Source organism: Ferrovibrio xuzhouensis (genome assembly GCF_042648965.1).
GTDB classification, from domain to species: Bacteria; Pseudomonadota; Alphaproteobacteria; order Ferrovibrionales; family Ferrovibrionaceae; genus Ferrovibrio; species Ferrovibrio xuzhouensis.
Genome location: NZ_JBHRYJ010000002.1, coordinates 303595 through 329213, shown reverse-complemented (window position 1 = coordinate 329213; position 25619 = coordinate 303595). Strand labels below are relative to the sequence as shown.

The 25619-nt window shown below is 67.5% G+C and carries 25 protein-coding genes; 10 read left to right on the top strand and 15 right to left on the bottom strand.

The annotated features are described in order from the left end of the window. Positions 1-4 precede the first annotated feature (4 nt). Positions 5-409: a hypothetical protein gene (locus ACFOOQ_RS11675; RefSeq protein ID WP_379726384.1), complete on the top strand. Its 405-nt coding sequence runs from the start codon at positions 5-7 to the stop codon at positions 407-409. A gap of 33 nt (positions 410-442) precedes the next feature. On the opposite strand, the gene ACFOOQ_RS11670 is transcribed toward ACFOOQ_RS11675, so the two are convergent. Together ACFOOQ_RS11670 and ACFOOQ_RS11665 are read right to left on the bottom strand one after the other, a co-directional pair. Next, complete coding sequence (locus ACFOOQ_RS11670) at positions 443-892, bottom strand: acyl-CoA thioesterase (RefSeq protein ID WP_379726381.1); 450 nt, start codon at positions 890-892, stop codon at positions 443-445. Next, complete coding sequence (locus tag ACFOOQ_RS11665) at positions 889-2055, bottom strand: iron-containing alcohol dehydrogenase (protein WP_379726378.1); 1167 nt, start codon at positions 2053-2055, stop codon at positions 889-891. The genes ACFOOQ_RS11670 and ACFOOQ_RS11665 overlap by 4 nt, the downstream gene beginning before the upstream one ends. A 230-nt stretch (positions 2056-2285) precedes the next feature. Here ACFOOQ_RS11665 and ACFOOQ_RS11660 point away from each other — a divergent pair, with 230 nt between their 5' ends. The 6 genes from ACFOOQ_RS11660 (at position 2286) to ACFOOQ_RS11635 (ending at position 8486) form a co-directional block, all read left to right on the top strand. After that, a complete protein-coding gene (locus tag ACFOOQ_RS11660; protein WP_379726375.1) occupies positions 2286-3479 on the top strand; it encodes an aspartate aminotransferase family protein in 1194 nt (397 codons plus the stop codon). Then, positions 3476-4438 (top strand): ornithine carbamoyltransferase, encoded by a 963-nt coding sequence (gene argF, locus ACFOOQ_RS11655; protein WP_379726372.1) that lies wholly within the window; start codon positions 3476-3478, stop codon positions 4436-4438. The genes ACFOOQ_RS11660 and argF overlap by 4 nt, the downstream gene beginning before the upstream one ends. Before the next feature lie 21 nt (positions 4439-4459). Next, the gene (locus ACFOOQ_RS11650) at positions 4460-5389 is read left to right on the top strand and encodes an Hsp33 family molecular chaperone (RefSeq protein ID WP_379726369.1); all 930 of its coding nucleotides are present in this window, start codon (positions 4460-4462) and stop codon (positions 5387-5389) included. 136 nt (positions 5390-5525) lie between these two features. Next, a complete protein-coding gene (locus ACFOOQ_RS11645) occupies positions 5526-6194 on the top strand; it encodes a hypothetical protein (protein WP_379726366.1) in 669 nt (222 codons plus the stop codon). Between the two features lie 175 nt (positions 6195-6369). Further along, positions 6370-7362, top strand: coding sequence for a 2-hydroxyacid dehydrogenase (locus tag ACFOOQ_RS11640; RefSeq protein WP_379726363.1), 993 nt, complete (start codon positions 6370-6372; stop codon positions 7360-7362). Positions 7363-7604: 242 nt separating this feature from the next. Then, positions 7605-8486, top strand: a complete 882-nt coding sequence (locus ACFOOQ_RS11635; protein ID WP_379726360.1) for a pentapeptide repeat-containing protein — start codon at positions 7605-7607, stop codon at positions 8484-8486. 128 nt (positions 8487-8614) lie between these two features. Here the strand turns inward: ACFOOQ_RS11635 and ACFOOQ_RS11630 are convergent, their stop codons facing one another. The 4 genes from ACFOOQ_RS11630 to ACFOOQ_RS11615 all read right to left on the bottom strand — a co-directional run bounded on the left by ACFOOQ_RS11630 (position 8615) and on the right by ACFOOQ_RS11615 (position 15236). Continuing rightward, entirely contained in the window at positions 8615-12739 is a 4125-nt protein-coding gene (locus tag ACFOOQ_RS11630; RefSeq protein ID WP_379726357.1) for an AAA family ATPase, read from the bottom strand. A gap of 32 nt (positions 12740-12771) precedes the next feature. Further along, complete coding sequence (locus ACFOOQ_RS11625; protein ID WP_379726354.1) at positions 12772-13395, bottom strand: DsbA family protein; 624 nt, start codon at positions 13393-13395, stop codon at positions 12772-12774. 115 nt (positions 13396-13510) lie between these two features. Further along, complete coding sequence (locus ACFOOQ_RS11620) at positions 13511-14026, bottom strand: DUF721 domain-containing protein (protein ID WP_379726351.1); 516 nt, start codon at positions 14024-14026, stop codon at positions 13511-13513. A 61-nt stretch (positions 14027-14087) separates the two neighbouring features. After that, positions 14088-15236 (bottom strand): ABC transporter substrate-binding protein, encoded by a 1149-nt coding sequence (locus ACFOOQ_RS11615; protein WP_379726347.1) that lies wholly within the window; start codon positions 15234-15236, stop codon positions 14088-14090. Between the two features lie 182 nt (positions 15237-15418). On the opposite strand from ACFOOQ_RS11615, the gene mutY reads away from it, so the two are divergent. After that, on the top strand, positions 15419-16510 hold the full coding sequence (gene mutY, locus ACFOOQ_RS11610; RefSeq protein WP_379726344.1) for an A/G-specific adenine glycosylase: 1092 nt from the start codon (positions 15419-15421) through the stop codon (positions 16508-16510). Here the strand turns inward: mutY and ACFOOQ_RS11605 are convergent. Beyond that, positions 16467-17237: a crotonase/enoyl-CoA hydratase family protein gene (locus ACFOOQ_RS11605; protein ID WP_379726341.1), complete on the bottom strand. Its 771-nt coding sequence runs from the start codon at positions 17235-17237 to the stop codon at positions 16467-16469. The genes mutY and ACFOOQ_RS11605 overlap by 44 nt on opposite strands. Positions 17238-17325: 88 nt before the next feature. Between ACFOOQ_RS11605 and ACFOOQ_RS11600 the strand changes: the two genes are divergently transcribed. Further along, positions 17326-18633 carry a 3-deoxy-D-manno-octulosonic acid transferase gene (locus ACFOOQ_RS11600; protein WP_379726338.1) on the top strand — a complete coding sequence of 436 codons (1308 nt, stop codon included), beginning with the start codon at positions 17326-17328 and terminating at the stop codon, positions 18631-18633. Here ACFOOQ_RS11600 and ACFOOQ_RS11595 read toward each other — a convergent pair. From ACFOOQ_RS11595 to ACFOOQ_RS11565, 7 genes are all read right to left on the bottom strand, one after another. Continuing rightward, complete coding sequence (locus ACFOOQ_RS11595) at positions 18630-19538, bottom strand: SDR family NAD(P)-dependent oxidoreductase (protein ID WP_379726335.1); 909 nt, start codon at positions 19536-19538, stop codon at positions 18630-18632. The two genes, ACFOOQ_RS11600 and ACFOOQ_RS11595, sit on opposite strands and share 4 nt — an antisense overlap. Before the next feature lie 29 nt (positions 19539-19567). After that, positions 19568-20074, bottom strand: coding sequence for a KdsC family phosphatase (locus ACFOOQ_RS11590; RefSeq protein WP_379726332.1), 507 nt, complete (start codon positions 20072-20074; stop codon positions 19568-19570). A gap of 83 nt (positions 20075-20157) precedes the next feature. Beyond that, positions 20158-20622 (bottom strand): hypothetical protein, encoded by a 465-nt coding sequence (locus ACFOOQ_RS11585; RefSeq protein ID WP_379726329.1) that lies wholly within the window; start codon positions 20620-20622, stop codon positions 20158-20160. Positions 20623-20702: 80 nt separating this feature from the next. Further along, positions 20703-21173, bottom strand: a complete 471-nt coding sequence (locus tag ACFOOQ_RS11580) for a YcgN family cysteine cluster protein (RefSeq protein ID WP_379726326.1) — start codon at positions 21171-21173, stop codon at positions 20703-20705. Positions 21174-21230: 57 nt separating this feature from the next. Continuing rightward, positions 21231-22460, bottom strand: coding sequence for a polyhydroxyalkanoate depolymerase (locus tag ACFOOQ_RS11575; protein WP_379726323.1), 1230 nt, complete (start codon positions 22458-22460; stop codon positions 21231-21233). Positions 22461-22662: 202 nt separating this feature from the next. Continuing rightward, a complete protein-coding gene (locus ACFOOQ_RS11570; protein ID WP_379726321.1) occupies positions 22663-23271 on the bottom strand; it encodes an SCO family protein in 609 nt (202 codons plus the stop codon). A 4-nt stretch (positions 23272-23275) separates the two neighbouring features. Then, a complete protein-coding gene (locus ACFOOQ_RS11565) occupies positions 23276-23674 on the bottom strand; it encodes a 4a-hydroxytetrahydrobiopterin dehydratase (protein WP_379726318.1) in 399 nt (132 codons plus the stop codon). A gap of 69 nt (positions 23675-23743) precedes the next feature. Here ACFOOQ_RS11565 and ACFOOQ_RS11560 point away from each other — a divergent pair, with 69 nt between their 5' ends. After that, positions 23744-24148, top strand: a complete 405-nt coding sequence (locus tag ACFOOQ_RS11560) for a metallopeptidase family protein (protein WP_379726315.1) — start codon at positions 23744-23746, stop codon at positions 24146-24148. A 6-nt stretch (positions 24149-24154) separates the two neighbouring features. On the opposite strand, the gene ACFOOQ_RS11555 is transcribed toward ACFOOQ_RS11560, so the two are convergent. Beyond that, complete coding sequence (locus ACFOOQ_RS11555) at positions 24155-25567, bottom strand: sensor histidine kinase (protein WP_379726312.1); 1413 nt, start codon at positions 25565-25567, stop codon at positions 24155-24157. Positions 25568-25619: the final 52 nt, after the last annotated feature.

Sequence of the window (25619 nt, the reverse complement as noted above, 5' to 3'; positions counted from 1 at the left end):
CAGCATGTTCGACATGCGCCGCATCACTGCCGCGATACTGCTACTGCTGGCCTGCCTGCTCACACAGCAGCAGGCGATGGCGGCGCCGACGAAGAAAAGTTCCCTCGTAAAGGGGCGGGAATTCTCGAAAGTCCGGCCCGAATTGCTCCGGCAAGGATGGAAGCTGGACCCCACACATGAAGACATGAACGACAACACATCCATGGGTTACTACAGCGAAGCCCATGTGCTGTACGAGGCAGGCTATGTCGAAGTCGGCCTCTGCACCCAGGGGGCCTGTTACTGCGAATTCTATTATCGCCGCGGCAAGCAATGCCTGCGCGTTGTCACGCAGGGCGAATACGAGGTCTTTCGCGGCAAGCAGTATCCGGTCATCTACAACTGGAGCAACGAATGTCGCGAAGAATAGACGCAGGCCGGTGACGCAGGCCCCAGGCCGCCCCTAGACCAGCAGCTTCTCCAGCGCGGCACGGATGGCAGGCGGGATCGGTACCGGCTTCTGTACGCCGCGCGCGACGAAGACATGCACGAAATGCCCGGTGGCGGCGGGATGCTGCTGGCCGTCGCGGAACAGGCCGATCTCGTGCCGCACCGAGGAATTGCCGAGCTTCGCGGTGCGCAGGCAGGCCTCGACGGTTTCGGGGAAATTGATCGACTGGTGGAAGCGGCAGGCGGTCTCGACCACCAGGCCGATCACCGGATCGTTCACCATGTCGAGGCCGCCGAAGCGGATCATGTAGTCGTTCACCAGCGTGTCGAAATACGAGTAGTAGATCACGTTGTTGACATGCTGGTAGACGTCGACATCGCCGAGCCGCACCGGAATCATCAGGCTGTGGCGATAATCGGCGCGGGTTTCCGTCTTCGGGTCTTTCGCAGTCTGCTGGTTCATAGGGCCTGTTCGTAGATCCTGAGCGCATCGTCGTAGCCGATCTCGCGCGGGTTGTTGACCAGCAGGCGCTGCTGGTTCATCGCATCCTTGGCCAGCATCGGCAGGTGGTTGTGGCTGATGCCGACCTGTCGCAGCTGCTTTTCCAGCTTCACGTCGTCGATAATGGCCTCAAGCTCTGCCAGCAACGCTCCGGCACCCGCCGATGCCGAAGCGAAACTCTTGCTCGACAGCAGGATCGGCGCCAGCTCGGCATATTGCGCGGCGGCGGTCTCGACCTCGAGGTTGAAGCGCAGCACATGAGGCAGCATCAGGGCATTCGACAGGCCATGCGGCACATGGAAATGCCCGCCCACCGGATAGGCCAGCGCATGCACGGCGGCAACCGGCGAATTGGCGAAGCTCATCCCGGCCAGCATGGCACCGAGCAGCATCTCGGACCGGGCGTTGCGGTCCTTCGCGCCCTCGGGGCTGCAGACGATGCGGATATTCTTCGACAGCTGCCGCAGGGCCTCGCGGGCCAGCGCATCCGACATCGGGTTTTTCTTGTGCTTCGAGGTATAGGCCTCGATCGCATGCACCATGGCGTCGACGCCGGTCGCCGCCGTCACGCCGCGCGGCAGCCCGAGCGTGAGATCGGCATCCAGCAGGGCAATGTCGGGCAGCAGCAGGGGCGAGACCACGCCCTTCTTCTCGCTCTCGCCGGTGGTGATGATCGAGATGCCGGTGACTTCCGAACCGGTACCCGCCGTGGTCGGCACCTGCACCAGCGGCAGGCGCCGGCCTTTCGCGTTGCCGATGCCGTACATCTCGGCGAGCGGCTGGTCGCTGTTGCCCAGCAGGGCGACCAGCTTGGCGATGTCCATCGAACTGCCGCCGCCGAAACCGACGACGCCATCGGTCCTGTGCGCCCGGGCCGCCGCCGCCGCATCATGCACCAGCCGCTCGGGCGGGTCGGCCTCGGTCTTGTCATAGATCACCACTGCGATGCCGGCGGCTTTCAGGCTGGCCAGCGCGGCGTCCGGCAGGCCGAGTTTCATGACGCCGGGGTCGGTCACCAGCATGACCCGGGTCGCGCCCAGTTCGGCCATCAGGGCACCCAGTTTCGTGCTGGCGCCGGGCTCGCAATAGACCCGTCGGGTGGTCTCGAAGCTCAGGCTGGTCATGGCGGCTCCTCCGGTAATTCCTGATGTTTTCCAGACACTAGCACCGCCCCGGCGGGAACGGCCAGCCCTCCCCTGCGGCATTGTCGGCTGACAATGGCCGAATTGACTAAGCGTTTGCAGGCCCTTAGAGTCCTGCCTTCCCGCCAGCCCGGCCAGCGAAAAGCCGGGGCTGGCGTCATCATTTTATGCGCCCCGGATGGTCCGGGGTGCGGCATCGAAGGAGCCGTGTCGTGAGCGAAGCATTGATGTCGACTTACGCGAGGGTGGACCTCGCGTTCGAGCGGGGCGAGGGTCCTTACCTCTACACCGCCGACGGTCGACGTTATCTCGACTTCGGCTCCGGCATCGCGGTGACCGCGCTCGGCCACAGCCACCCGCATCTGGTCCGGGCGATCCAGGAGCAGGCCGCGAAACTGTGGCATGTCTCCAACCTGTTCAGGTCGCCCGAGCAGGAGAAACTGGCCAGCCGGCTGGTCGCCAATTCCTTTGCCGACAAGGCGTTCTTCTGCAATTCGGGCGCCGAGGCGAACGAGGGTGCAGTCAAGATCGCGCGCAAGTATTTCGCGTCGAAGGGCCAGCCTGAGAAATGGCGCATCATCACTTTCGAGGGCTGCTTCCACGGCCGCACGCTTGCCATGCTGGCGGCGACCAACAACAAGAAATACCTTGAGGGTTTCGGCGAGAAGGTGAATGGCTTCGACCAGGTGCCGCTCGACCTGGCCGCCCTGAAGGCGGCCATCACCGGCGAGACCGCGGCAGTGATGATCGAGCCGATCCAGGGCGAAGGCGGCATCCGCACGGTGGAGCCCGAGATGATGCGGGCGATCCGCAAGCTGTGCGACGACAAGGGCCTGCTGCTGATTCTCGACGAAATCCAGACCGGCATGGGCCGCACCGGCAAGCTGTTCGCCCATGAATGGTCGGGCATCACGCCGGACATCATGTCGCTGGCCAAGGGCTTGGGCGGCGGCTTCCCGGTCGGTGCCGTGCTGGCCACCGAGGAAGCGGCGTCGGGCATGGCGCCCGGCACCCATGGCACCACCTTCGGCGGCAACATCATGGCGATGGTGGCGGCCAATGCCGTGCTCGACGTGATGCTGGAGCCCGGCTTCTTTGACGGCGTGCAGACACGGGCGTCGTATTTCAAGCAGCAGTTGACCATGCTGGCCGACCGCTATCCCGACATCGTCGAGGAGATCCGCGGCCAGGGTTTCCTGATGGCGCTGAAATGCAAGCCGCTGAACAGCGACGTCGCCGCGGCGATGCGCGAGGAGCATCTGCTCGGCGTGCTGGCCGGCGACAACACCGTGCGCCTGATGCCGCCGCTGACCATCCCGGAAAAGGACCTCGCCGAAGGCGTCAACCGCCTCGAGGCGGCCTGCCAGCGCCTGCGTGCGGCGGGCAAGGCAGGAGCGGCGGCATGACCGCCGCCGTCGCCAATATCGCGGCGGCCGCTTCCGGCATCCGGCATTTCCTCGATCTCAGCGACTTCGAGCCTGCCGTGCTGCGCGGCATCCTCGACCATGCCGCGCGCATGAAGGCCGGCCGCAAGGGCAAGCCGAAGGGCGCGGTGGAACCCGACCACCCGGCCGCCGACCGGATTCTGGCGATGATCTTCGAGAAGCCGTCGACCCGCACCCGGCTCAGCTTCGACAGCGCCATGCGCCAGCTCGGCGGCGAGACCATCGTGCTGCGCGCCGACGACCTGCAGATCGGCCGCGGCGAGACGGTGGCCGATACCGCGCGCATCCTGTCGGCCAATGTCGATGCCATCATGATGCGCACCGGCAAGACGAAAAACCTGCTGGAACTGGCCGCCAATGCCAGCGTCCCGGTCATCAACGGCCTGACCGACGACAGCCATCCCTGCCAGGTGATGGCCGATGTGATGACCTTCGAGGAAAAGGCCGGCCCGATCCGCGGCCGCAAGCTTGCCTGGGTCGGCGACGGCAACAACATGGCGACCTCGCTGATCCATGCCGCCGTGCAATTCGGGTTTCGTCTCGACCTCGCCTGCCCGGCCGAACTGGCGCCCGAGAAAAAGGTGCTGGCCTGGGCAGCCGAACGCCAGGGCCAGATCTTCGTCACCGAGGACCCGGCCGCGGCGGTCTCGGACGCCGCCTGCGTCATCACCGACACCTGGGTGTCGATGGGCATGAAAGATGCCGAGCGCCGGCACAAAATCCTCGCCCCCTACCAGGTCAATGCCGCCCTGATCGGAAAAGCCGCGAAAGACGCGATTTTTATGCATTGCCTGCCGGCCCACCGCGGCGAGGAGGTGACGCCCGAGGTGATCGACGGGCCGCGCTCGGTGGTCTTTGAAGAGGCGGAAAATCGCCTGCATGTGCAGAAAGCCATCCTCGCCTGGTGTTTCGGCGCCTGACTCTGGTTATATAGTCCCGTTGTGAACGATCCGATTTTCGATGACCTGACGCTGCCGTTCCAGATCGAGCAGTGCGACGTGCGCGGCCGCATGGTGCGGCTGGGGCCGGCGCTTGACCGCCTGCTGAGCCGGCATGCCTATCCCGAGCCGGTGGCACAGCTGGTCGCCGAGGCGGTGGCGCTGGCGGCCACCATGGCCACGGCGCTGAAATTCGACGGCACCTTCACCCTGCAGGCCAAGGGCAATGGCCCGGTCTCATTGCTGGTCGCCGACTGCCGCACCCCGGGCCACCTGCGCGGCTATGCCAGTTTCGACGCCGAACAGCTCGACGGCCTGCAGCTCGGCCCCGGCGGCACCGCAGGCATCGTGCCCCTGCTGCTCGGCAAGGGCCATCTAGCCTTTACCATCGACCCGGCCGGCGACGACATGGAACGCTACCAGGGCATCGTCGACCTGTCGGGCTCGACGCTGGCCGAGGCCGCCCATACCTATTTTTCCCAGTCGGAACAGCTCAATGCCCGGGTCGCGCTGGCCGCCAGCCATCGCAAGGACGCCTCCGGCCGGCGACACTGGCGCGCCGGCGGCATCCTGCTGCAGCAACTGCCGCTGCAGCCCGGCGGCCTGATGGCCGAGGAACGCGAGCTGGCCTGGGAGAAGGTGACCGCCCTGCTGTCGACCGCCACGCCAGCCGAACTGAGCGACCCGGTGCTCGGGCATAACGACCTGCTCTACCGGCTGTTCCATGAAGACGGCGTGCGGGTGTTCGACACCGCGCCGCTCGACAATGCCTGCACCTGCTCGGCCGACAAGGTGCGCGGCATCCTCGCGTCCTTCGCGCCCGACGAGATCGAGGAGATGGCCGTCGATGGCGTCATCTCGGTGACCTGCCAGTTCTGTTCGGCGGCCTACGACTTCCCGGCCGAAGCGGTCCGCCGCCAGCAACCCCGGTAACGGCTGCCGGCGACCCAGCCACGGGGTTGTCCCGGCACGGAGCAGCGCCGGATGCCCGGCTTTGGCCATGGCCGGGCCTTGAATCCGCCCCAATTTCCCCGTCTATCTGGGCGCCGAAAAACAAGGAGAAACCGCCATGAACCTCCTGCCCTCCCGCAGCCGCGTTCTTTCCGCATCCGCTTTTCCTGAATCCGCATTTCGCAGCCCCGTTGCCCGGCGCCAGGTTTTGCGCGGCGCCGCGGCCCTGGGCTTCACTGCCCTGCTGGCCGCCTGCTCCACGGCACCGGAAAAGCCGATCTTCCCCGAGATCACCTTCGCCGACGAACCCAAACTGACCTTTGCCGCCAGCTCGGTCGAGACCATCCAGGAATACCAGCCCTCGGCACAGCCGCCGCATATCGAGCTGACCGTGCCGCAGTCGCCGGTGCTGGTCGCCCAGCGCTGGGCGCGCGACCGCATCCTGCTGGACAACAGCCAGCCCTACCGCGTCACCGTGACGATCAAGAATGCCAGCGTCACCGAAGAGGACCTGAAGAAGACCCCGGGCATCAAGGGCAGCTTCACCGAGGACCAGGTCGCCCGCTTCACCGTCGATGTCGGCATGACCGTCGAACTGCGCGACGCCCGCGGCTTCCGTATCGCCACCGCCACGTCTTCGGCCAAGCGGTCCAACACCATCGGCGAGAAGGCCACGCTCAACGACCGCGACAAGCTGCTCTACGATCTGGTCAAGGCGACCATGCAGGACGTCGACCGCGAGCTTGAGAGCAATATTCGCCAGTATATGCCGCTGTATGTCCGTTAATCGCTAAACCGTTGTAATCACGGCCGTTCGTACGCGAACGGACCATATCCCCCCGGCAGATTTGCCGTTTCCGCTGGGGCAGCCGATTTCGGCCCGGCCGAGGTTTGTCTCGGTCGGGTCGATCTGCTAGAGAGGGCCAACGCCCCCATCCTCTGCGGAGCCGGAAACGCCTGCCATGCCGACGCCAAAGAAGCGCCCTCTGGTGATTGTGACCCGGAAACTGCCGGATCCGATCGAAACCCGGATGATGGAGCTGTTTGATACCCGGCTCAACGTGGCCGACAAACCGCTGTCGCAGCCCGAGCTGATCGAGGCGGTGAAAACCGCCGACGTGCTGGTGCCGACCATCACCGACCGCATCGACGGTGCCGTCCTTGCCCATGCCAGCCCGAATTTCCGCCTGATCGCCAATTTCGGCACCGGCGTCGACCATATCGACCTGGCCGCCGCCCGCCAGCGCGGCATCACCGTCACCAACACGCCCGGCGTGCTGACCGAAGACACTGCCGACATGACCATGGCGCTGATCCTGGCGGTGCCGCGCCGGCTGGTCGAGGGCGCCAACGCGCTGCAGGCCGGCAAGTTCGAGGGCTGGTCGCCGACCTGGATGCTCGGCAAGCGCATCTGGGGCAAGCGGCTCGGCATCATCGGCATGGGCCGCATCGGCCAGGCGGTCGCCCGCCGCGCCAAGGCCTTCGGCCTGTCGATCCACTACCACAACCGCAAGCGCGTGCATGAGAGCGTCGAGCAGGAGCTGGAGGCGACCTACTGGGAAAGCCTCGACCAGATGCTGGCCCGCATGGACATCATCTCGGTCAACTGCCCGCATACGCCGGCGACCTTCCATCTGCTGTCGGCACGCCGGCTCGACCTGCTGCAGCCGCAGGCCTATATCGTCAATACCGCGCGCGGCGAAGTGATCGACGAGAACGCCCTGGTGCGCAAGCTGCGCAAGGGCGAGATCGCCGGCGCCGGCCTCGACGTGTTCGAGCACGAGCCGGCGGTGAACCCCAAGCTGCTGGAACTCGAGAACGTGCTGCTGCTGCCGCATATGGGCTCGGCCACCCTGGAAGGCCGCGTCGACATGGGCGAGAAGGTCATCATCAACATCAAGACCTTCGCCGACGGCCATGCGCCGCCCGACCGGGTGATCGCCGGCCTGCTCTAGGATTGGCCTGCTCTAGGATTGGCCTGCTCTAGGGCCCGCCTGCTCAGTTATTCAGCCTGCTCTGGGCAGCCGTCTGCCCACCCGTCTTCCGCCGGCGGTTGTGCAACCCATCCAGTGATTGACAGCGAAAATCCGCCTGCCCCATTCTGCCCGGGCCGGCCCGGCTGTCGGGCCGCGCCTGGCCCCCGGTCCGCATGATGTCATCGCCCGCCTACTCCCCCGCGCCATCGCACCTGGGCGACATGATCGAGTCGCACGGCCGCTATGTGATGTCGCTGAGCGGTTCGGTGCGGCTCGGCCGCCAGCTGCAGCTCGAACGCACCGACTTCGGCCCGATCATGCTGCGCCGGCGCAACCTGCACCGGGCGGTGATGCGGTTCTGCGGCCTGTCCTGCTCGGATCTGCGCGAGGCGGATTTCAGCCAGAGCGAACTGACCGGCTGCGATCTCAGCGCCGCCGACCTCTCGACGGCCAACTTCGCCCGCGCCGATCTGCGCGGCGCCGACCTCAGCCGCGCCATGCTGCACCAGACGCGCTTCAACGAGGCCCAGCTCGGCCCCTACCGGCCCGAGGGCGGCGAGGCCCGCGTCACCCGCATGAGCGGCGCCACCATCACCGGCACCTCGTTCAGCGGCGCCTCGCTGGAACACGCCGCCTTCGAGAAGGCCAATCTTCAGGACACGAATTTTTCATTCGCCCGGCTGGATGGCGTCAGCTTCCGTGGCGCCGACCTGCGCGGCGCCAGTTTCGCGCTAGCCGACCTCGCGCCAGGCATGGCCGATGCCATCGCCGAGGCCGGCGGCGCCGCGCCGCTGCCGCTGGCGCCCGAAGAGTTGCGCGCCATTATCGCCGACCATGCCGCCTGGATCGCGAGCAACGGTGCCCGCGGCATGCGCGCCGAGATGCGCGGCCTGTATCTCGCCGGCGCCAACCTCGCCGACAGCGACCTCAGCGGCGCCGATCTCGCCGGTGCCAACCTGGCCGGCGCCGACCTCAACCATGCACGGCTGATCTGCACCGACCTGCGCGGTGCCAACCTGGCGCGCGCCAAGATCGCCGGTACCGACTTTCGCGGCGCCATGATGGACGGCACCTTCGGCTTCCACCCGGTGGGAAGCCTTTAGTAGACGTCCAGAATGCAGCCGTCTCCCCGGCCAAGCGTCAGCGCGCGCCGGGGTCCCGTTGCTGACACAGAAACGGGATGCCCGCTTCCGCGGGCACGACGTTCCTTTGGAGACTGCTGTGCGACAGGTTACCCCGTCGCCTTCATCGCTTCGGCGCCGGCGAGATCGACCGAGACCAGCTGCGAGACGCCGCGTTCGGCCATGGTGACGCCGAACAGCCGGTCCATGCGCGCCATGGTGATCGGATGGTGGGTGACCACCACGAAGCGGGTGCCCTCGCCGAGATTCACCGTCTGCCGCGCCATCGCTTCCATCAGGTTGCACAGGCGCTCCACGTTGGCGTCGTCGAGCGGGGCGTCCACCTCGTCGAGCACGCAGATCGGCGCCGGGTTGGTGAGGAACACCGCGAACAGCAGCGACAGCGCGGTCAGCGCCTGCTCGCCGCCCGACAGCAGCGACATGATCTGCAGCCGCTTGCCCGGCGGCGAGGCATAGATTTCGAGGCCGGCCTGCAGCGGGTCGTCGGATTCGACGAGTTGCAGATGCGCCTTGCCGCCGCCGAACACCTCGACGAACAGTTTCTGGAAATGGCCGTTCACCTTCTCGAAGGCGTCGAGCAGGCGTTCGCGGCCCTCGCGGTTCAGGCTGGTGATGCCCTGGCGCAGCTTTTCGATGGCGTCGACCAGATCGGTCTGCTCGGTCTGCAGGGTGGTCAGCTTCTCTTCCACCTCGTTGGCCTCGAGCTCGGCGCGCAGGTTGACCGGACCCATGTTGTCGCGCTCCTTGCGCAGCCGCTCGAGCCGGGTCTCCACCTGCGGCAGCTCCGGGAAGTCCTCGTCGTCGCCGACCTCGCCGGCCTGCAGCACGGCATCGAGCGTGCAGTCGAGCGTCTCGCGCACGCGGATCGCCAGTTCGTCGAGGCTGACCTGCTGGTGTTCGAGATCGGACTGGGCCCGCACGCGCTCCTCGCGGATGCTGGCCAGCATCTGCTCGATCTCGCGGGCGGTGCGGGCGGCGAGCTGCTGCGCGGCTTCGGCATTGGCGAGCTGGTCGGCGGCGAGCTGGCGCTCGGCCTCAGCCTTGGCGAGCTCATCCAGCAGGCCGCTGCGGCGGCCTTCGATCTCGAGCGGGATCTGCTCGAACTTCGCCAGTTCGGTCTCGGCCTCGCCGCGCCGCGCCGCGAGCTGGGCGATCTGCTGGCCGGCGCTGTCGTTGCGCGCCGCCGCGTTGCGGCGTTCGACGACGATGGCCTCAAGCCGGCGGCCGCGCGCCTCGGCGTCGCGGCGCAGTTGTTCCAGCGCGGCACGGCGCTCGGCCAGCGCCTGGCGCAGCGCATTGACCTCGTCGCGCACCATGGCGATCAGCCCGCGGACTTCCTCTTCCGGCGGCAGGGCGGCCAGCGCCTCGGTCTCGGCGACCCGGGCCGCATCGGTCTCGGCGGCCTCGGCTGCGGTCTGCTGCTTCTGTTCGGCCAGCGCGGCGAGCCGCGACTGGCGCTCGGCTTCCTTGCGCACCAGCTCGGCCTGGCGATCGCGGGCGACGGCCAGTTCGCGATCGGCACGGGCGAGGGCCTGGCTGGCCTGCTCGCGCGCGCTCTGGCGGTCGCGTTCGGCGGCAGCGATGCCCTGGGTGCCGCGCTCGCGGGCGGACTGGCGTTCGCGCTCGGCCTGAACGACGCCCTGGTTGGCGCGGTCGCGGGCGGACTGGCGTTCGCGTTCGGCGACACCGACCGCCTGGGCCGCATGGTCGCGCGCCTCGGCGGCGGCCCGTTCGGCCGTCTGCACAATAGCGGCGGCCTGCTGGCGCGCTTCGTTGCGGGCCTGCTCGGCGGTCTGCACGACGGCAGCCGCCTGCTGGCGCGCCTCGTTGCGGCTGTCTTCGGCGGCCTGCACCGCCTGGCGGGCGTTGCGCTCGGCCTGGGCGGCTGCTTCGGTGGCCTGCTTGGCCTCGGCATAGGCGGCCTGCGCATCGGCGAGGCGGACTTCGAGGCCGCGCAGTTCCTCGCGCAGGTCGGCGAGGCGGTTGCGCTGTTCCAGCCGGATCGAGGCCGAGGTCGGCGCGCCGGCCTTCACCGTGAAGCCGTCCCAGCGCCACAGCGCACCGGATTTCGACACCAGCCGCTGGCCGAGACGCAGCTGCTCGCGCAGGCGCGCACCATCGGCATCATCGGCGACCACGCCGATCTGGCTGAGGCGGCGCTGCAGCGCGGCGGGGCCGGTGACATGGGCCGCCAGCGGCGTGACGCCGGCCGGCAGCGCCGGCGCATCGGTCAGCGGCGGCAAGGCATCCCAGTGCATCGGCGCGTTGCGGTCGGTGGCGGCGTTCAGTTCGTCGGCCAGCGCGGCGCCGAGCGCCTTTTCCCAGCCCGGTGCGACGCTGACCTGGTCGATCAGCGGCGGGAACAGGTTGCTCTCGTCGATCTTGAGCAGCTTGGTGAGGCCGGCCTCTTCCGCCTTCAGTCGGGTCAATTCGCCCTGCACACCCTGCCAGGCATCACGGGCGGCTTCCTCGGCGCCGCCGACCTCGGCGCGGGTCGCCTCCGCCGTCTCGACGCCGCGCCGGGCCTCGGCGATGCGGCCGCCATGTTCGGCCTCGACGCTGTTCAGGCCGGCGCGGGCAACCTCGATCTTCTGCGCATGCTCGCCTTCGACGGCATTCAGGCCGCTGCGCGCCGCCTCGATCTTCTGCTCGTGTTCGGCCTGCACGCTGGCAAGCGTGGCACGGACGGCCTCGATCTTCTGCGCATGCTCGGCCTCGACCGCTTCCAGGGCGGCCCGGGCGGCCTCGATCAGGCGGGCCTGTTCGGCCTCGATGGTCTCATAGGCCTGGCGCGCGGCATCGACCTTGCCGGTCTGCTCGGCCTCGGTCATCTCCAGCAACTCGCGGGCTTCCTCGATGGCGAGTTGCCTGGCTTCGACCTCGCTGTTCGCCGCCTCGGTCTCGGCGACGGCTTCGGTGCGCTCGCTGAGGCGGGTCTCTTCGGCGGTGATTTCCTCGATGCGGCCATTCAGCCGCGCCAGCCGGCGTTCGGCGTCTTCGATCGCCTGGCGCAGCCGGGCGCGGCTCGCCTGTTCCTGGGCGGCGCGGTCGGTCAGCGTGTCGAGCTCGCCCTGGCGTTCCTCGACCTTGCCCTGGGCTTCGGCCACGGCCGCCTCGGCACCGGCCTGGGCCTCGGGCTCGCCGGCGCGCAGGGTTTCCAGTTCCTGGTTTTCCGCATCGAGGCGGGCGACGGTGGCTTCGGCCTCCTGCGACAGGGCGGTCTCGCGGTCGCTGTCGGAGGCGATCTGGGCCAGCCGCTGGCGGATCTGTTCGGCGGCCTCGCGGGCGCGCGCCTCCTCGGCATCGAGCCCGTCGCGGGCCACGGCCAGGCGATGCAGCCTGGCACCGGCCTCGGCCTCGTGCTGGCGCAGCGGCGGCAGGGCTTCGGCGGCGATGCGCTCGGCCTCGTGCGCCTCCGAGACCTGCAGGGTGCGGTCGGCGACCTGGCGGTCGGCTTCCTGCAGGGCGTGTTCGGCATCGGCCAGCGCCTGCTTCAGCGCGGCATGCTTGAGGTGGTAGAGGATCGCCTCGGTCTTGCGGATCTGGCCGGCGATGTTGCGGTAGCGGCTGGCCTGGCGGGCCTGTCGTTTAAGCGACTGCAACTGGTTGTCGAGCTGGCCGATCACATCGACCACGCGCTCCAGATTCTGCTCGGCCGCCTTCAGCCGCAGTTCGGCCTCATGCCGGCGCGAATGCAGGCCGGAAATGCCGGCCGCCTCTTCCAGCAGCATGCGGCGGTCGGTCGGCTTGGCGTTGATCAGCGCGCCGACGCGGCCCTGGCTGACCATGGCCGGCGAATTGGCGCCGGACGCGAGATCGGCGAACAGCAGCTGCACGTCGCGCATGCGCACGTCGTTGCCGTTGATCGCGTAGTCCGAGCCTTTCTCGCGCTCGATCTTGCGGGTGATCTCGAGCACTTCCTGCTCGTTGAAGGCCGCCGGCGCCGTCCGCGTGGCGTTGTCCAAGGTCAGCGTCACTTCCGCCACGTTGCGGGCAGGGCGCGTCGCGGTTCCGGCAAAGATCATGTCGTCCATGCCGGAACCGCGCATCCGCTTGGCGGAATTCTCGCCCATCACCCAGCGCAACGCTTCCACCAGGTTCGACTTGCCACAGCCATTCGGCCCGACGACCCCGGTCAGGCCGGGATGGATGATGAAATCCGTCGGCTCGACGAAGGACTTGAAACCGGACAAGCGCAACTTGGTGAACTGCACGGGGACTTACCTTTCGTGGTGACGGGCCGGCCTTACTTGGCCAGCTTGTCGAGCTTCTTGCGCAGCTCGTCGTAGGACGGCACGCCGGGTTCGACGTCGCCATTGATGATCAGGGTCGGCGTCGAATTGACCTTGAACTTCTGGTTCCCCTCGAGGCGGGAATTCAGGATGTATTCGCCCATCGCCTTGTCGGCGAGGCACTTGTCGAACTGTTCGGCAGGCAGACCACCGAGCCGGCCGATCTGTTTCAGGTTGTTGATGGTGGTCTGCTGGTCGTTGCTGATCCAGGCCGCCTGCTGGGCGAAGATGACGTCGAGATAGGTGAAATACTTCGTCGGGCCGGCGCAGCGCGCCAGCACCGAGCCGAAATAGGCCATCTGGTCGAGCGGGAAGTCGCGGAAGATCAGCTTCACCTTGCCGGTGTCGATGTAATCCTTCTTGAGGTCCGGCAGGACCGTCTCGGCGAAATGGGCGCAATGCGGGCAGGTCATCGAGGCATATTCGATGATGGTCACCGGGGCATCGGCCTTGCCCAGCACCATGTCCTGCAGGCGCGGGTCCTTGTCCTCGGCGCGGGCGCCGGACAGGGCGCCAGACCCCGCAAAGGCCGCAAGGCTCAGGGTCAGAGCAACGAGGAAACGCTGTATATATTTCATAGGGATGCTCCTACCCCCAAGATGTTGGGGGCATTTTATGGATGGGCCGATCCGGGCTGCAACCGGACTCTCTCGTTATCCACAAGAATCTGGCGCACTCAAGGCGCGGAGGGCCTCAGCGGCGCTGTGCACCAAGAAGTGATCGGCCAAGCTTCTCAAGCGCTTGGCGCAGGTCGCGGTCGACAACTCCGTCCAGCATGGCGGCCAGCCGTGCCTGCTCGTCAGCGGTCAGTGGGCGGATGATGCGACTCGGGGCTGCGGCCGACTCGGGCTGCCGAATCGGCATCTGCTTCAGCCGCAGGCCGGCCACCGCGCGATAGCCGAAATAGCCGTTGATCTTGTCGATGATCAGCGGGGTCAGGTGCTGCACCTCAAGCGCGAAAGCGGGGCTGACCGCGATCTCCAAGGTCGCCCCGGCGCCGGCGCCGGCGGCATAGATCAGCCGCTCGGGCTGGGTTTCGGCTGCCAGCATCGGCCCGGCGATCTCGCGCCAGCGCGCCAAGATGTCGCCGAACGCCGCGCCGCGCTTTTTCAGCGCCGGCCGGGTCAGCCGGCCGAGGCTGACCCCGAGCGCCTTGGGCGCATTGAAGCGGCGATCGGGATCGGGCCGGGATTTCTCGTCCTTGCTCATCGCAGCAGTCTAGCCCGGATACCGGCCCCGCGCTGCCGTTAGGCTCAAGTAGCCACCAAGTTCAATAGCCGGTGGCGTCGCCGAGCTGGCGGTAGCGGCCGCCTTCCAACCGGTAGATGTAGGCCTGCCGGGTACCCTGGCGGGCGCCACCGGAGAAATCCTGCGTGGTGCCGCCGAACAGGTCGCGGAAGCCGTGGATCGAGCGCACGGCGGCGGCGATCTTTGGCAGCGAGGCATCGCCGCCGGAGCGGTCGAGCGCCAGCACCGCGAGATCGATCAGGGTGGCGCCGTAAATCGATGCGGCATTGGGCGCCATGCCGAAACGCGCCTTGTAGGCATCCATCCAGCCGGCGACCGTCGCATCGGCCTTGTCGCGGTAGGGCAGCACCACCGAGGAGACGCTGTACAGGCCCTGGGTGGCACCGCCGGGCGCGGCGGCCAGCAGATAGTCGTAGGTGGTCGACGGCCCGAGGAAATCGACATCGGTCCAGCCCATGGTACGCGCCGTCGCCATCGGCAGGATGGTGTCGCGCAGCAGGGTTGCCATCACCACAAGGTCGCAGCCGGCATCGCGCAGCTTCGTCACCGGCGCAGTGAAATCGGTATCGGTCGGCCGGTGGGTAACCACCGCCTTCACGCTCTGGCCAGTGAGCGCGAGCTGGTCGTGGACGGCCTGCTGCACCTCGCGGCCATAATCGGTGGCCTGGGCCAGCACGCAGACGGCCTGCTTGTGCTTTTCGGCCAGCATCCATTTCACGCCGGTGCGGATCTGGTCGTAATACAGCGAGCCGGAAATCCAGCTGATCGAATCCTTGCCCTGCACGAGGTCGCGGCTGGCGGCCATCGGAAACAGGTTGGGGATGCCGGCCTTGCGCAGCAGCGGGAGGATGGCGTCGACCTGGGCGGTACCCAGATTGCCGACCATGGCGACCACATGGTCGCGATTGATCAGCTTGTTGGCGGCCTGCACGGCGCGCGGCACCTGGAACTGGTGATCCTCGACGACCAGCCGCAGCTTGCGGCCGCGGATGCCGCCGGCGGCATTGACCGCATCGAGGCGCAGCCGCATGGCATCGACCACCGCCTGGCCATAGACCGCCGCCGGACCCGACAGGTCGGTGATAGTGCCGATGACGATGTCGCCCGGCGGCGCCGCCAGCGCCAGAGGACTGAACAACAGAACTGCCGCTGCCGCGATACTGGACCGCATGATACGCATGACTTCCCCCATGACTTCCACCTGTCTGCCCTGACCACGGCAGGATAGCTGCGGCATCCGTGCCGGCCAAGCGGCTTGCCGCCGTGCCGGGTGGCACCTTAAGGTCGCGCACCATGCCCCGCCGTCGTGACCGCCCGATAACACAGACTGGCCCTGTTCCGGCCGGCCCCGCTGTGGATGCCGCCATCGCGCCGGTGGTGCTGGCCTGGTACGACCGCCAGCATCGCCGCCTGCCTTGGCGCAGCCCGCCGGGCCAGCCGGCGCCGGAGCCCTACCGGGTCTGGCTCAGCGAGATCATGCTGCAACAGACCACCGTGCCGGCGGTGATGCCGTATTTCGCCAGATTCCTCGCCCGCTGGCCGAGCGTGCATGACCTCGCCGCCGCGCCGGTGGACGAGGTGATGGAGGCCTGGGCCGGGCTTGGCTATTACGCCCGCGCCCGCAACCTGCACAAATGCGCGCAGGCGGTGAGCGAACGACTCGGCGGCATATTCCCGGACACGGTGGACGGCCTGCTGGAGCTGCCCGGCATCGGCGCCTATACCGCCGCCGCCATCGCCGCCATCGCCTTCGACCGCCCGGCCGCCGTGCTGGACGGCAATGTCGAGCGCGTGCTGGCGCGGCTGTTCGCCGTCGAGACTCCGCTGCCGCAGGCCAAGCCGGAATTGCGCCGGCTGGCCGAACAGGTGACGCCGCAGCAACGCCCCGGCGATTTCGCGCAAGCCATGATGGACCTCGGTGCCACGGTGTGCACGCCGCGCAGTCCCGACTGCCTGCTCTGCCCCTTGCAGGCCCCCTGCATCGCGCGGGCGCGCGGCATCGCCGCCGGGTTGCCGCGCAAGACAGCGAAAGCGGCGCGGCCACAGCGCCATGCCACCGCTTTCCTGCTGCAGCGGCCGGATGGTGCCGTGCTGCTGCGCCGCCGGCCGCCCAGCGGCCTGCTCGGCGGCATGCTGGAAGTGCCGAGCACGCCATGGCACGACACACCCTGGCCGGCCGACGACATCGCCGACCATGCGCCGGCCGCGCGCATTGCCTGGGCACCGCTGCCCGGCCGCGCCGAGCATGTCTTCACCCATTTCGCGCTCGCCATCACCGCGGTGCATGGCCGCATCGGTGCGGCGGCCGCCACGAAACTCGACGGCCTGTGGCAACAGCCGGCCGAAGCTGTGCTGCCCACGGTGATGAAAAAGATGCTCGGCCTGCTGCCAGACAGCGCGCCTAAATCGAAGAGAAATCCCCGCCGCGGCCAAGGCCGCCCTTGAAGCGGGCGGCGCCGCCAATCGCTTCCTCGCTGATGATCGGCAGGCCGCTTTCGGCCTCGTCATGCAGGGCGGCATCAAGCGACAGGTGCCACTGCGTGTAGCTCGATGCCCGGTCGGCCCGCATGCAGGCCTGCGGGAAGCGGGCGATCTCGGCGGCCAGCGCCTCGGCGGCTTCACGCGCCTGCCCCTTCGGCACGACGCGGTTGGCGAGGCCGAACTGCAGCGCTTCGTCGGCCGGCACCGGCCGGCCGGTCAGGATCATGTCGAGCGCCCGGCTGTGGCCGATCAGGCGCGGCAGCCGCACGGTGCCGCCGTCGATCAGCGGCACGCCCCAGCGCCGGCAGAACACGCCGAAGACCGCATCCTCCTCGGCGACGCGCAGATCGCACCACAGGGCCAGCTCCAGCCCGCCGGCAACGGCATAGCCCGAGACCGCGGCGATGACCGGCTTGGACATCATCAGCCGGGTCGGCCCCATCGGGCCCTCACCTTCCGGCGAGACGTCGTTGCGGTTGTCGCCATCGGCCACCGCCTTGAGGTCGGCGCCGGCACAGAAATGGCCGCCCGCCCCCCACAGCACGGCGACGCGGGCGGTCTCGTCGACATCGAAATCCTTGAAGGCCTGGCGCAACGCATCCGCCGTCGGGCGGTCCACGGCATTGCGCGCCGCGGGACGATCCAGAATGATTGTCGTCACCGCATCCTTGCGCTCGACATGCACGGCCATGGCACTCCCCCTCATGTTACAAAACTGGCCTCAGGCTGACAGTGCCATCGCGGCGGAGCAAGCTTTTCCTGCACGTTGCACTGCGGCAATGTGCAGCCCGGAAATTATCTGCTACATCGATGCGATGAACGACTGGCGGCGATGGCTGTGGCGTGGCACCGGGCACCTGCTCGGTCCTTTCGTGCGGCTGTGGCTGCAGCGCCGCGCCCGGCGCGGCAAGGAAGATCCGGCGCGCCTGCACGAGCGCAGCGGCCGCGCGTCGCTGCCGCGCCCGTCCGGGCAACTGATCTGGTGCCATGGCGCCAGCGTCGGCGAGGCACAGGCCCTGCTGCCGCTACTGCACCACCTGCACGAACTGCGGCCCGACCTTACCCTGCTGCTAACGACCGGCACCGTCACCTCGGCTGAACTGGCGCGAAAACGCGGCGGCGCCAATGTCATCCACCAGTATCTTCCGCTCGACCTGCCCGGTGCCATCGACCGCTTTCTCGATCACTGGCGGCCCGATCTGGTGCTGTGGAGCGAATCAGATTTGTGGCCCGGCATGCTGGCCGAACTGAAACATCGTGGCATCGCCGCCCTGCTGGTCAATGCGCGGATGTCGGAACGCTCGTGCCGACGCTGGGAACGGCTGCCCGGTACGGTGCACTGGCTGCTGGCTGCGTTCCGCGCCGTCTATGCGCAGACCGCGCAGGATGCGGCACGGCTGCGCCGGCTCGGCGTTGTTGATGTGATCGAGGCCGGCAACCTGAAGCAGGCAGCACCGCCGCTCCCGGCCGATGCCGAGGCCGTGGTCGACTGGCAGATGCGGCTGGGCCAGCGGCCGCGCTGGCTCGCCGCCAGCACCCATCCCGGCGAGGAAGACGTGATCGCCCGCGTGCATGCCGATCTGGCCCGCCGCTTCCCCGACCTGCTGACCCTGATCGTACCGCGCCATCCGCAGCGCGGTCCGGAGATCGCGGCGACGCTCGCCGCAGCCGGCCATGCCGTCGCCCTGTGTTCGCGCGGCGATGAGGTGGTGCCGGCGACCGGACTTTACATTGCCGATACGCTGGGTGAACTCGGCCTGTGGTACCGGCTCTGCCCGCTGGTCTTCATGGGTGGCTCGCTGATCCCGCACGGCGGACAGAATCCGCTGGAGCCGGCGCGGCTCGGCTGCGCCGTGCTGTTCGGCCCGTCGATGTTCAATTTCAGCGAAGCCGAGGCCGGCCTGCTGGATGCCGGCGGCGCCCTGCAGGTCGCCGACGAGGCGGAACTGGCCGCCGCCGCCGGCATCCTGCTGGCCGAACCGCCGCGCTGCGAGGCGATGGGCGCCGCCGCCCAGGCCCATGCGGCAGCGCAGAGCCAGGTGATCGAGACCCTGGCCGAAGCGGCGCTGGCGCGCCTGCCGGTTTAGGAGCCGACGAACGGCTTGGCGATGTGGGCGACTTCCTCCATCGACGAGCCGAAATGCTGCGGCTTCGCCATATCGGTGATCTTGGCGTAATTGGCGGCGAAATCCTCGACGGTGACCTTGGCATCGATGCCGAAGAACATGCCCTGCGATTCCATGATCTGCATCTTGGCGTAAAATCCGGCACCGGCCGAGATGATGTCGCCGGTCGCCGTGCAGGCTTCCGAGCAGAGATAGGCGACCGCCTGGCTGACGTATTCCGGCTTCAGATGCGGCAGCAGCGGCGGCGGCAGCAACGCCTCGGTCATCCGCGTGGCCGCCACCGGCGCGATGGTGTTGACCAGGATGCCGTATTTGGCGCCTTCCTGCTTCAGCGAATTCATCAGGCCGACCACGGCCATCTTGGCGCCGGCGTAATTCGACTGGCCGAAATTGCCGAAGAGACCGGAATTCGACGAAGTCATGACGATGCGGCCGTAATTCTGCTGCTGCATTACCGGCCAGGCCGCCTTGGTGACATAGGCCGAGCCGAGGAAATGCACGTCGACCACGGTGTCGAAATCGGCCAGTTCCATCTTGGCGAAGGTCTTGTCGCGCAGGATGCCGGCATTGTTGACCACAATATCGAGGCGGCCGAAGGCATCGGTGGCGATCTTGACGATATTCGCCGCCGCCGCCGGATCGGACACGCTGTCATAGGAGGCGACCGCCTCGCCACCGGCGGCCTTGATCTCGGCCACCACCTGGTCGGCCGCCCGGGACGACCCGCCGGTGCCGTCGACCGCGCCGCCCAGATCGTTGACGACGACTTTCGCGCCGCGCCCGGCCAGCAGCAGCGCATGGCTGCGGCCCAGCCCGGCGCCGGCGCCGGTGACGATTGCAACGCGGCCCTGGAAATCGATGGCCATCCTGTTTCCTCCTTGGTTCTCTTTCGCGATCAGACTTTGTATTCGAGCAGCAGGTCGCAGACCTCGCGCACCGCGCCATGGCCACCCAGGGCCCCGGTGACATAGGCGGCAGCGGCCTTGACCTGCGGCCGCGCATTGGCGACGGCAACCGGCAGGCCGACCGCCTGCATCACGTCGAGGTCGTTCAGGTCGTCGGCAACATGGCAGACCTGGTCGAGGCCGATGCCGAGCTCGGCACAGATCGCCTGCAGCTTCGGCAGCTTGTCACGCACGCCCATATGACCGAAGCGGATCTTCAGCCGGTCGATGCGCTTCTGGATCGCCGGCGTGTCGCTCATGGTGATCAGGCAGACCTCGATGCCGGCCTCCTTGACCAGCAGGATGCCGAAGCCGTCCTGCACGAAAAACTTGCGCAGCTCCGAGCCGTCGTCGGCGTAATACAGGCCGCCATCGGTCAGCGTGCCGTCGAGATCGAGCGACAGCAGCCGGATGGACCGGAATCTGGCGATCAGATCGGCATCGAGAATCTGGGACATCGGATTCAATCTCCTTGCGCCCGGGAGATTAACGGGGAAGCGGGCCGCCGCGCCAGTCGTGACGCGGCGTCAAGTGCAGGAGTTCAGGGCTTGGTGAGGCGGTCGAGCCGCTGCTGGGTCTCCAGCCGGCGCTGGTCGTTCTGCAGCTGCCGGTTCCGGGCATCGATCTGCCGGCGCTGGTTGTCGAGCTGGCGCTGCTGTGCCTCGTCTGCACGCCGCTGCTGCAGGGCGCGCAGACGCGCCGCATCCGCATTGTCGGGCAGGCGCAGGCCGTCTTCCGAGCGGCGCAGGTCCTGCTGCATCTGCTGCTGGCGATTCTGGTCCTGGCGCAGCGATTCGCTCTGCTGGCGCTGCAGGAAGCCCTGATAGTCGAGATCGCGCTGCTGCTGCTGGCGCTCGAAATCCTGCTGGGCCCTGCGCTGGATTTCGAGGCCCGGGTCCTGCTGCGCCGCTGCCGGCTGGATCGCCACCAGCAGGCCAGCCAGAATGAGGCTGGCCAACCGCATGCCACGGATATGCATCATCGCCTTCGCCACCATCGTTGCCATACCGGTAATATGGGGCGTGATCGGGGCAAATCTGTGCCCGCCGGCACAGGCCCGGCAGCTGGCGGGAAAGCGCCGGCTTTTCAGGGTTTTTTCGGCTTGGGCGGGCTCGGGCCGTCGAGCCAGTAGACGATATGGTCTTCCAGCTCGCCGGCATGCTTTTCCGAAATGCAGCGGCCGGCCACCGACATGCCGGCCTGGTAGACCGTCTCGCGGCTCCCGCTTTTCAGGTGATGCCACCATGGCAGATCCTTGCCCAAGGCGACCAGGCGATAGGCGCAGGTCTTGGGCAGCCAGTTCATCTTGCGCACCTTGGCCGGGGTGAGCTGGATGCAGTCGGGCACCAGTTTCTTGCGCTTCGGGTAATTGCTGCACTGGCCGGAGGCGCAGTTCAGCAGCTTGCAGGCGACGTTGGTCTGCTCCAGCGTGCCGGCCGCTTCGTCCTCGAGGCGGTAGAGGCAGCATTTGCCGCAGCCGTCGCACAGCGACTCCCATTCGGCAGGCGACATCTGTTCGAGGCGCTTGCGGCGCCAGAATGGCAGGGTACGGGGCATGGCGGCAGTCTAGGCGGCGCGGCGGCGGCTGTCACGCCGCCCGCCGCATGCCAGCGATCAGTCGTGGTCGTGCTGGCGGATGAAGGCGGTGACCTTGGGCGCGATCTGCTCGCGCCAGCGGCGGCCGTTGAACACGCCGTAATGGCCGACGCCGGGCTGCATGTGGTGGGCGCGCTTCTGGGCCGGGATGTTCTTGCACAGGTCATGCGCCGCCATGGTCTGGCCCAGCCCGGTGATGTCGTCCTTCTCGCCCTCGACGGTCAGCAGGGCGGTCTTGCGGATCGCCGCCGGATCGACCAGGTCGCCGCGGCAGGTCATGCGGCCCAAAGGCAGGTCGTGGTCCTGGAACACGCTCTTGACCGTCTGCAGGTAATATTCCGCCGGCAGGTCCATGACCGCGAGATACTCGTCGTAGAAATCGTTATGCGCCCGGGTGCCGTCGCCGTCGCCCTTGATCAGGTGATGGTACAGCCGCACATGGGCACCGACATGGCGGTCGATATTCATGGTCATGAAGCCGGTGAGCTGGATGAAGCCCGGATAGACCGGCCGCATGAAACCGGCATGGGGCAGCGGCACGCGCTGGATCACGCTGTGCTCGAACCATTCGATGGAATGCTCCTGCGCCAGGTCGTTCGGCACCGTCGGGCTGAGCCGGGTGTCGATCGGCCCGCCCATCAGGGTCATCGAGCGCGGCGTGTTCGGGTCCTTCATGGCGGACATCAGCGCCACGGCGGCCAGCACCGGCACCGAAGGCTGGCACACCGCCATCACATGGCAGCCGGGGCCGAGATGATCGAGAAACTCGCGCACATAGTCGATGTAATCATCGAGATCGAAGGCACCGTCGCCCAGCGGCACGTCGCGGGCGTCGATCCAGTCGGTGATATAGACCTCGTGGTTCGGCAGCATCGCCTCGACGGTGCCGCGCAGCAGCGTGGCATAGTGACCCGACAGCGGCGCCACGATCAGCAGCTTGGGATCGTTGCGGTCCTCGCAGCCCTCGCGCGCGAAATGGATGATCTGGCAGAACGGATAGCGCAGCACGATGCGCTCGGTGACCTTGCACGCGACGCCGTCGACCGTGGTGGCGGCCAGGCCGAAGGCCGGCTTCGGGTAACGCCGGGTGATGTTGCCGAACAGTTCGAGGCCGGCCGCCCAGGTGCGGGCGGCGGCGGTGTAGTTCATCGGCAAATAGGGCAGCTTGAGCGCCTGGGCCTGGGCCTCGGCGAGCGCGCGCACTGGCTGAAGGGCCGCATGCTGGAGTTCGAAAAGCTGGTAGAGCATCAGGTCCCACCCTTCTGCCGGTGACGGTTCAGCCCGCGGCTGGACGCGTCATGACACTGCAACAAAAAGCGTTAAGAGACGGTCGACCGGATGTCGCGAGTCGACGGCGGGAGCGATCTTAACCGCTTTCCTCCGCACCCGCACAATTAAATTTTGCAGTGCAGCATAAATTGTGACCAGCCTGTTAAACAGGCAAGACGGTTCAGAGTCTCGCCTTGACGCGCTGCGCCAGCTCTTCCGGGGTCACGTCGTGGCGGAAATGGGTGAGATAGCGCCCTTGGCCGTCCATCAGGTAGGTGAAGCCGGAATGGTCCATGGAATAGCCGAGGCTGGAATTCTTCAGCGGCACCTTCTGGTAATAGACCCGGTATTCCTTGGCGACCTTGGCGATCTGCTCCGGCGTGCCGGTCAGACCGACCAGCCGCTTGTGGAAGGCCTGCACGTATTCCTTCAGCACCGGCGCCGTGTCGCGCTCGGGATCGACGGTGATCAGGATCGGCTGCACCTTGTCACCGGCCGCGCCGAGATCGTCCATGGCAATCGCGATGGTCTGCAGCGCCGTCGGGCAGATATCCGGGCAGTTGGTGTAGCCGAAATAGACCAGCATCAGTTTGCCGGCATAGGTCTGGTCGCTGACCGGCTGGCCATCCTGATTGGTCAGCTGGAACGGCCCGCCGATGCTGGCCGCGCCGGCGCTCTGCTCCTGGCTCGGCGCCAGCCAGCGCACGGCGGCAAAGCCGGCGATGCCGACCAGAACCAGCACGGCAACGATCAGCAGGCCGCGTTTCAGGCCGCGTTGGGCAGCACTCATGATCTCACTCCGTCCTGGCACCGAGCGCCGTGGCCGCCGCATCAATGAAACGGCCGAGGTCCAGGTCGCGCTGGCTGAGGCCGCCGGCATCATGCGTGGTCAGCGTGATCTCGACGCGGTTGTAGACATTGAACCATTCCGGGTGATGGTCGAGCTTCTCGGCCATCAGGGCGACCCGGCTCATGAAGCCGAAGGCCGTGTTGAAATCGGCAAAGCGGAAGTTCTTCACGATGGCATCGCGGTCGCCGTCGACCGGCCGCCAGCCGGCCAGGGCCTGCAATGCGGCGGCGCGGGCGGCGCCTTCCAGTTTCGCTATGGCCATGCCATTCTCCCCACTGGCCGCAAGGCGGCCGGGCTTCCCGCTGGCCGCAGCGCGGCCGGGTTTCTTCTGCGTCGCGGGCAAGCTAGCGCGCCGGGGCAGGCCCAGCAACCGCGCCCGGCTTCACACTGTCGAGATGGGACGATCCGCCGCATGACCGCTAGTGACAGCCGGATACCCCCCAGCCTCGACGATCTGGCCGCCATCGGCGAGGCCGAGCTGCGCCGCCTGCGCCCGGCGCTCGGCCGTTTCATCGACGGCGTGCCGATGCGGGTCGATGATTTCCCCGATGACCAGACGCTCGACGAGATGGGCTGTGAAAGTCCGTTCGACCTGCTCGGCCTGTATCGCGGTGGCAGCCTGACGGCGGAGATACGCGGCGATACCGGCACCCTGCCGGCGATGATCTTCCTCTACCGCCGGCCGCTGCTGGATTACTGGTGCGAAACCGGCGAGAGCCTGCGCCGGGTCGTGCGCCATGTGCTGATCCACGAAATCGGCCATCACCTCGGCCTGTCCGACGACGATATCGAGCGGATCGAAGCCGAAGCCGACTGAGCGGCGCTACTGCGCGGCGGCCACAGCCGCGGCCAGCGGCAGGCGAAAGGCCACGCGGGTGCCGCGCCCCGGCGTGCTGCGGATATCGAGCGGCGCGCCATGCAGTTCGGCCAGCCGGTTGGCCAGCGCCAGCCCGAGGCCGGTACCGCGTTCGCTGCCGGCGATCATGCCGCTGACCTGGCCAAAGGGGGTCAGTGCCACCTCCTGCTGTTCCGGCGTCATGCCCGGGCCATCGTCGCTGACCGCCAGCATGATGCCGCCCGAACCGCTGCCGGCGACGATGCGGACGTCGCCGCCCGGCGGCGCAAACTTGAGCGCATTCGACAGCAGGTTGACCAGCATCTGCTTGATCGCCCGGGCATCGCCGAACACGGCCGGCAGATCGTCGGACATCTCGACCCGCACCGCGGTGCCGCGTGCCTGGGCGAGGCCGGAGACCAGCACCAGGCTCGCCCGCACCAGTTCCTGCGGCGACAGCGCCTCGCGATGCAGCTCCATGCGGCCGGCCTCGATCTTCGACAGGTCGAGCACATCGTTGATCAGCGACAGCAGATGCTGGCCGCTTTCGCGGATGTCACGGGCATATTCGGCGTATTTCGGATGGCCGAGCGGGCCGAAGATCTGCTTTTCCAGCACCTCGCCGAAGCCGATCACGGCATTCAGCGGCGTGCGCAGCTCGTGGCTGACATGAGCCACGAAATCGGTCTTCACCCGGGCAGCCTGTTCGGCATGCATCTGCGCCTCGGCGGTGCGGCGCAACGCGGCCTGCAGGCTGGCGGCATGGTGCTCGGCTTCGGCGCGGCCGAGATAGGCCATGCGCCGCTGCCGCTCGGACACGTAATTGCAGAACAGGCCGATGGCAAAAGCAGCAAAGAGCATCAGCTGCAACACGACGAAATCCCGCATGCCGCTCCAGATCACGGTGAGGCAGATCAGGTCGAACAGGGCAATCACCGCCACCTCGATCAGCACCGCCTGCAGCACGCCGAGCCGCAACACCACGAAGATGCCCATGATCACCAGGATCACGCAGTCGAGATAGAGCCCACGCAACGGCATCGGGGTCAGCGCCACCACGGCGACGAAACCAGTGCCGATGGCCAGGGCCGCGACCAGCATCGGAATCTGGCCGCGCCGCGCCGGACCCGGCATATGCATGACGAGGTAGCAGCCCAGCAGCACCGCCACCACCACCATCCGCACGAAGGTCAGCTTCGGGGCCTGCGCCGGCGCGAACAGCCAGTCGGTAATCCCGAAGGACAGGAACAGGATGGCGGCAAGGCCGATCGCGGTCCGCGAATACAGCAGCACGCCGGCGATCTCGCTGCGCTGGAAATCCGCTTCGATGACGGCGTCGGCGAAGGTGCTGTCGTACCATCGCAACGGGGCGGAACGGGAGGCGTGCGGGGCTGCAGTCATGGCGGTCCCGCTCAGGCTAGGCAGCCCGGCGCAGCATCGCAATAGGGAACTG

Bases quoted from the DNA above. Each gene is read 5' to 3' on its own strand.
- ACFOOQ_RS11675 (WP_379726384.1), top strand. From the start codon at position 5: ATGTTCGACATGCGCCGCATCACTGCCGCGATACTGCTACTGCTGGCC.
- ACFOOQ_RS11670 (WP_379726381.1), bottom strand. From the start codon at position 892: ATGAACCAGCAGACTGCGAAAGACCCGAAGACGGAAACCCGCGCCGAT.
- ACFOOQ_RS11665 (WP_379726378.1), bottom strand. From the start codon at position 2,055: ATGACCAGCCTGAGCTTCGAGACCACCCGACGGGTCTATTGCGAGCCC.
- argF (WP_379726372.1), top strand. From the start codon at position 3,476: ATGACCGCCGCCGTCGCCAATATCGCGGCGGCCGCTTCCGGCATCCGG.
- ACFOOQ_RS11645 (WP_379726366.1), top strand. From the start codon at position 5,526: ATGAACCTCCTGCCCTCCCGCAGCCGCGTTCTTTCCGCATCCGCTTTT.
- ACFOOQ_RS11640 (WP_379726363.1), top strand. From the start codon at position 6,370: ATGCCGACGCCAAAGAAGCGCCCTCTGGTGATTGTGACCCGGAAACTG.
- ACFOOQ_RS11635 (WP_379726360.1), top strand. From the start codon at position 7,605: ATGATCGAGTCGCACGGCCGCTATGTGATGTCGCTGAGCGGTTCGGTG.
- ACFOOQ_RS11625 (WP_379726354.1), bottom strand. From the start codon at position 13,395: ATGAAATATATACAGCGTTTCCTCGTTGCTCTGACCCTGAGCCTTGCG.
- ACFOOQ_RS11620 (WP_379726351.1), bottom strand. From the start codon at position 14,026: ATGAGCAAGGACGAGAAATCCCGGCCCGATCCCGATCGCCGCTTCAAT.
- ACFOOQ_RS11615 (WP_379726347.1), bottom strand. From the start codon at position 15,236: ATGCGGTCCAGTATCGCGGCAGCGGCAGTTCTGTTGTTCAGTCCTCTG.
- ACFOOQ_RS11605 (WP_379726341.1), bottom strand. From the start codon at position 17,237: ATGGCCGTGCATGTCGAGCGCAAGGATGCGGTGACGACAATCATTCTG.
- ACFOOQ_RS11600 (WP_379726338.1), top strand. From the start codon at position 17,326: ATGTGCAGCCCGGAAATTATCTGCTACATCGATGCGATGAACGACTGG.
- ACFOOQ_RS11595 (WP_379726335.1), bottom strand. From the start codon at position 19,538: ATGGCCATCGATTTCCAGGGCCGCGTTGCAATCGTCACCGGCGCCGGC.
- ACFOOQ_RS11590 (WP_379726332.1), bottom strand. From the start codon at position 20,074: ATGTCCCAGATTCTCGATGCCGATCTGATCGCCAGATTCCGGTCCATC.
- ACFOOQ_RS11585 (WP_379726329.1), bottom strand. From the start codon at position 20,622: ATGGCAACGATGGTGGCGAAGGCGATGATGCATATCCGTGGCATGCGG.
- ACFOOQ_RS11580 (WP_379726326.1), bottom strand. From the start codon at position 21,173: ATGCCCCGTACCCTGCCATTCTGGCGCCGCAAGCGCCTCGAACAGATG.
- ACFOOQ_RS11575 (WP_379726323.1), bottom strand. From the start codon at position 22,460: ATGCTCTACCAGCTTTTCGAACTCCAGCATGCGGCCCTTCAGCCAGTG.
- ACFOOQ_RS11570 (WP_379726321.1), bottom strand. From the start codon at position 23,271: ATGAGTGCTGCCCAACGCGGCCTGAAACGCGGCCTGCTGATCGTTGCC.
- ACFOOQ_RS11560 (WP_379726315.1), top strand. From the start codon at position 23,744: ATGACCGCTAGTGACAGCCGGATACCCCCCAGCCTCGACGATCTGGCC.
- ACFOOQ_RS11555 (WP_379726312.1), bottom strand. From the start codon at position 25,567: ATGACTGCAGCCCCGCACGCCTCCCGTTCCGCCCCGTTGCGATGGTAC.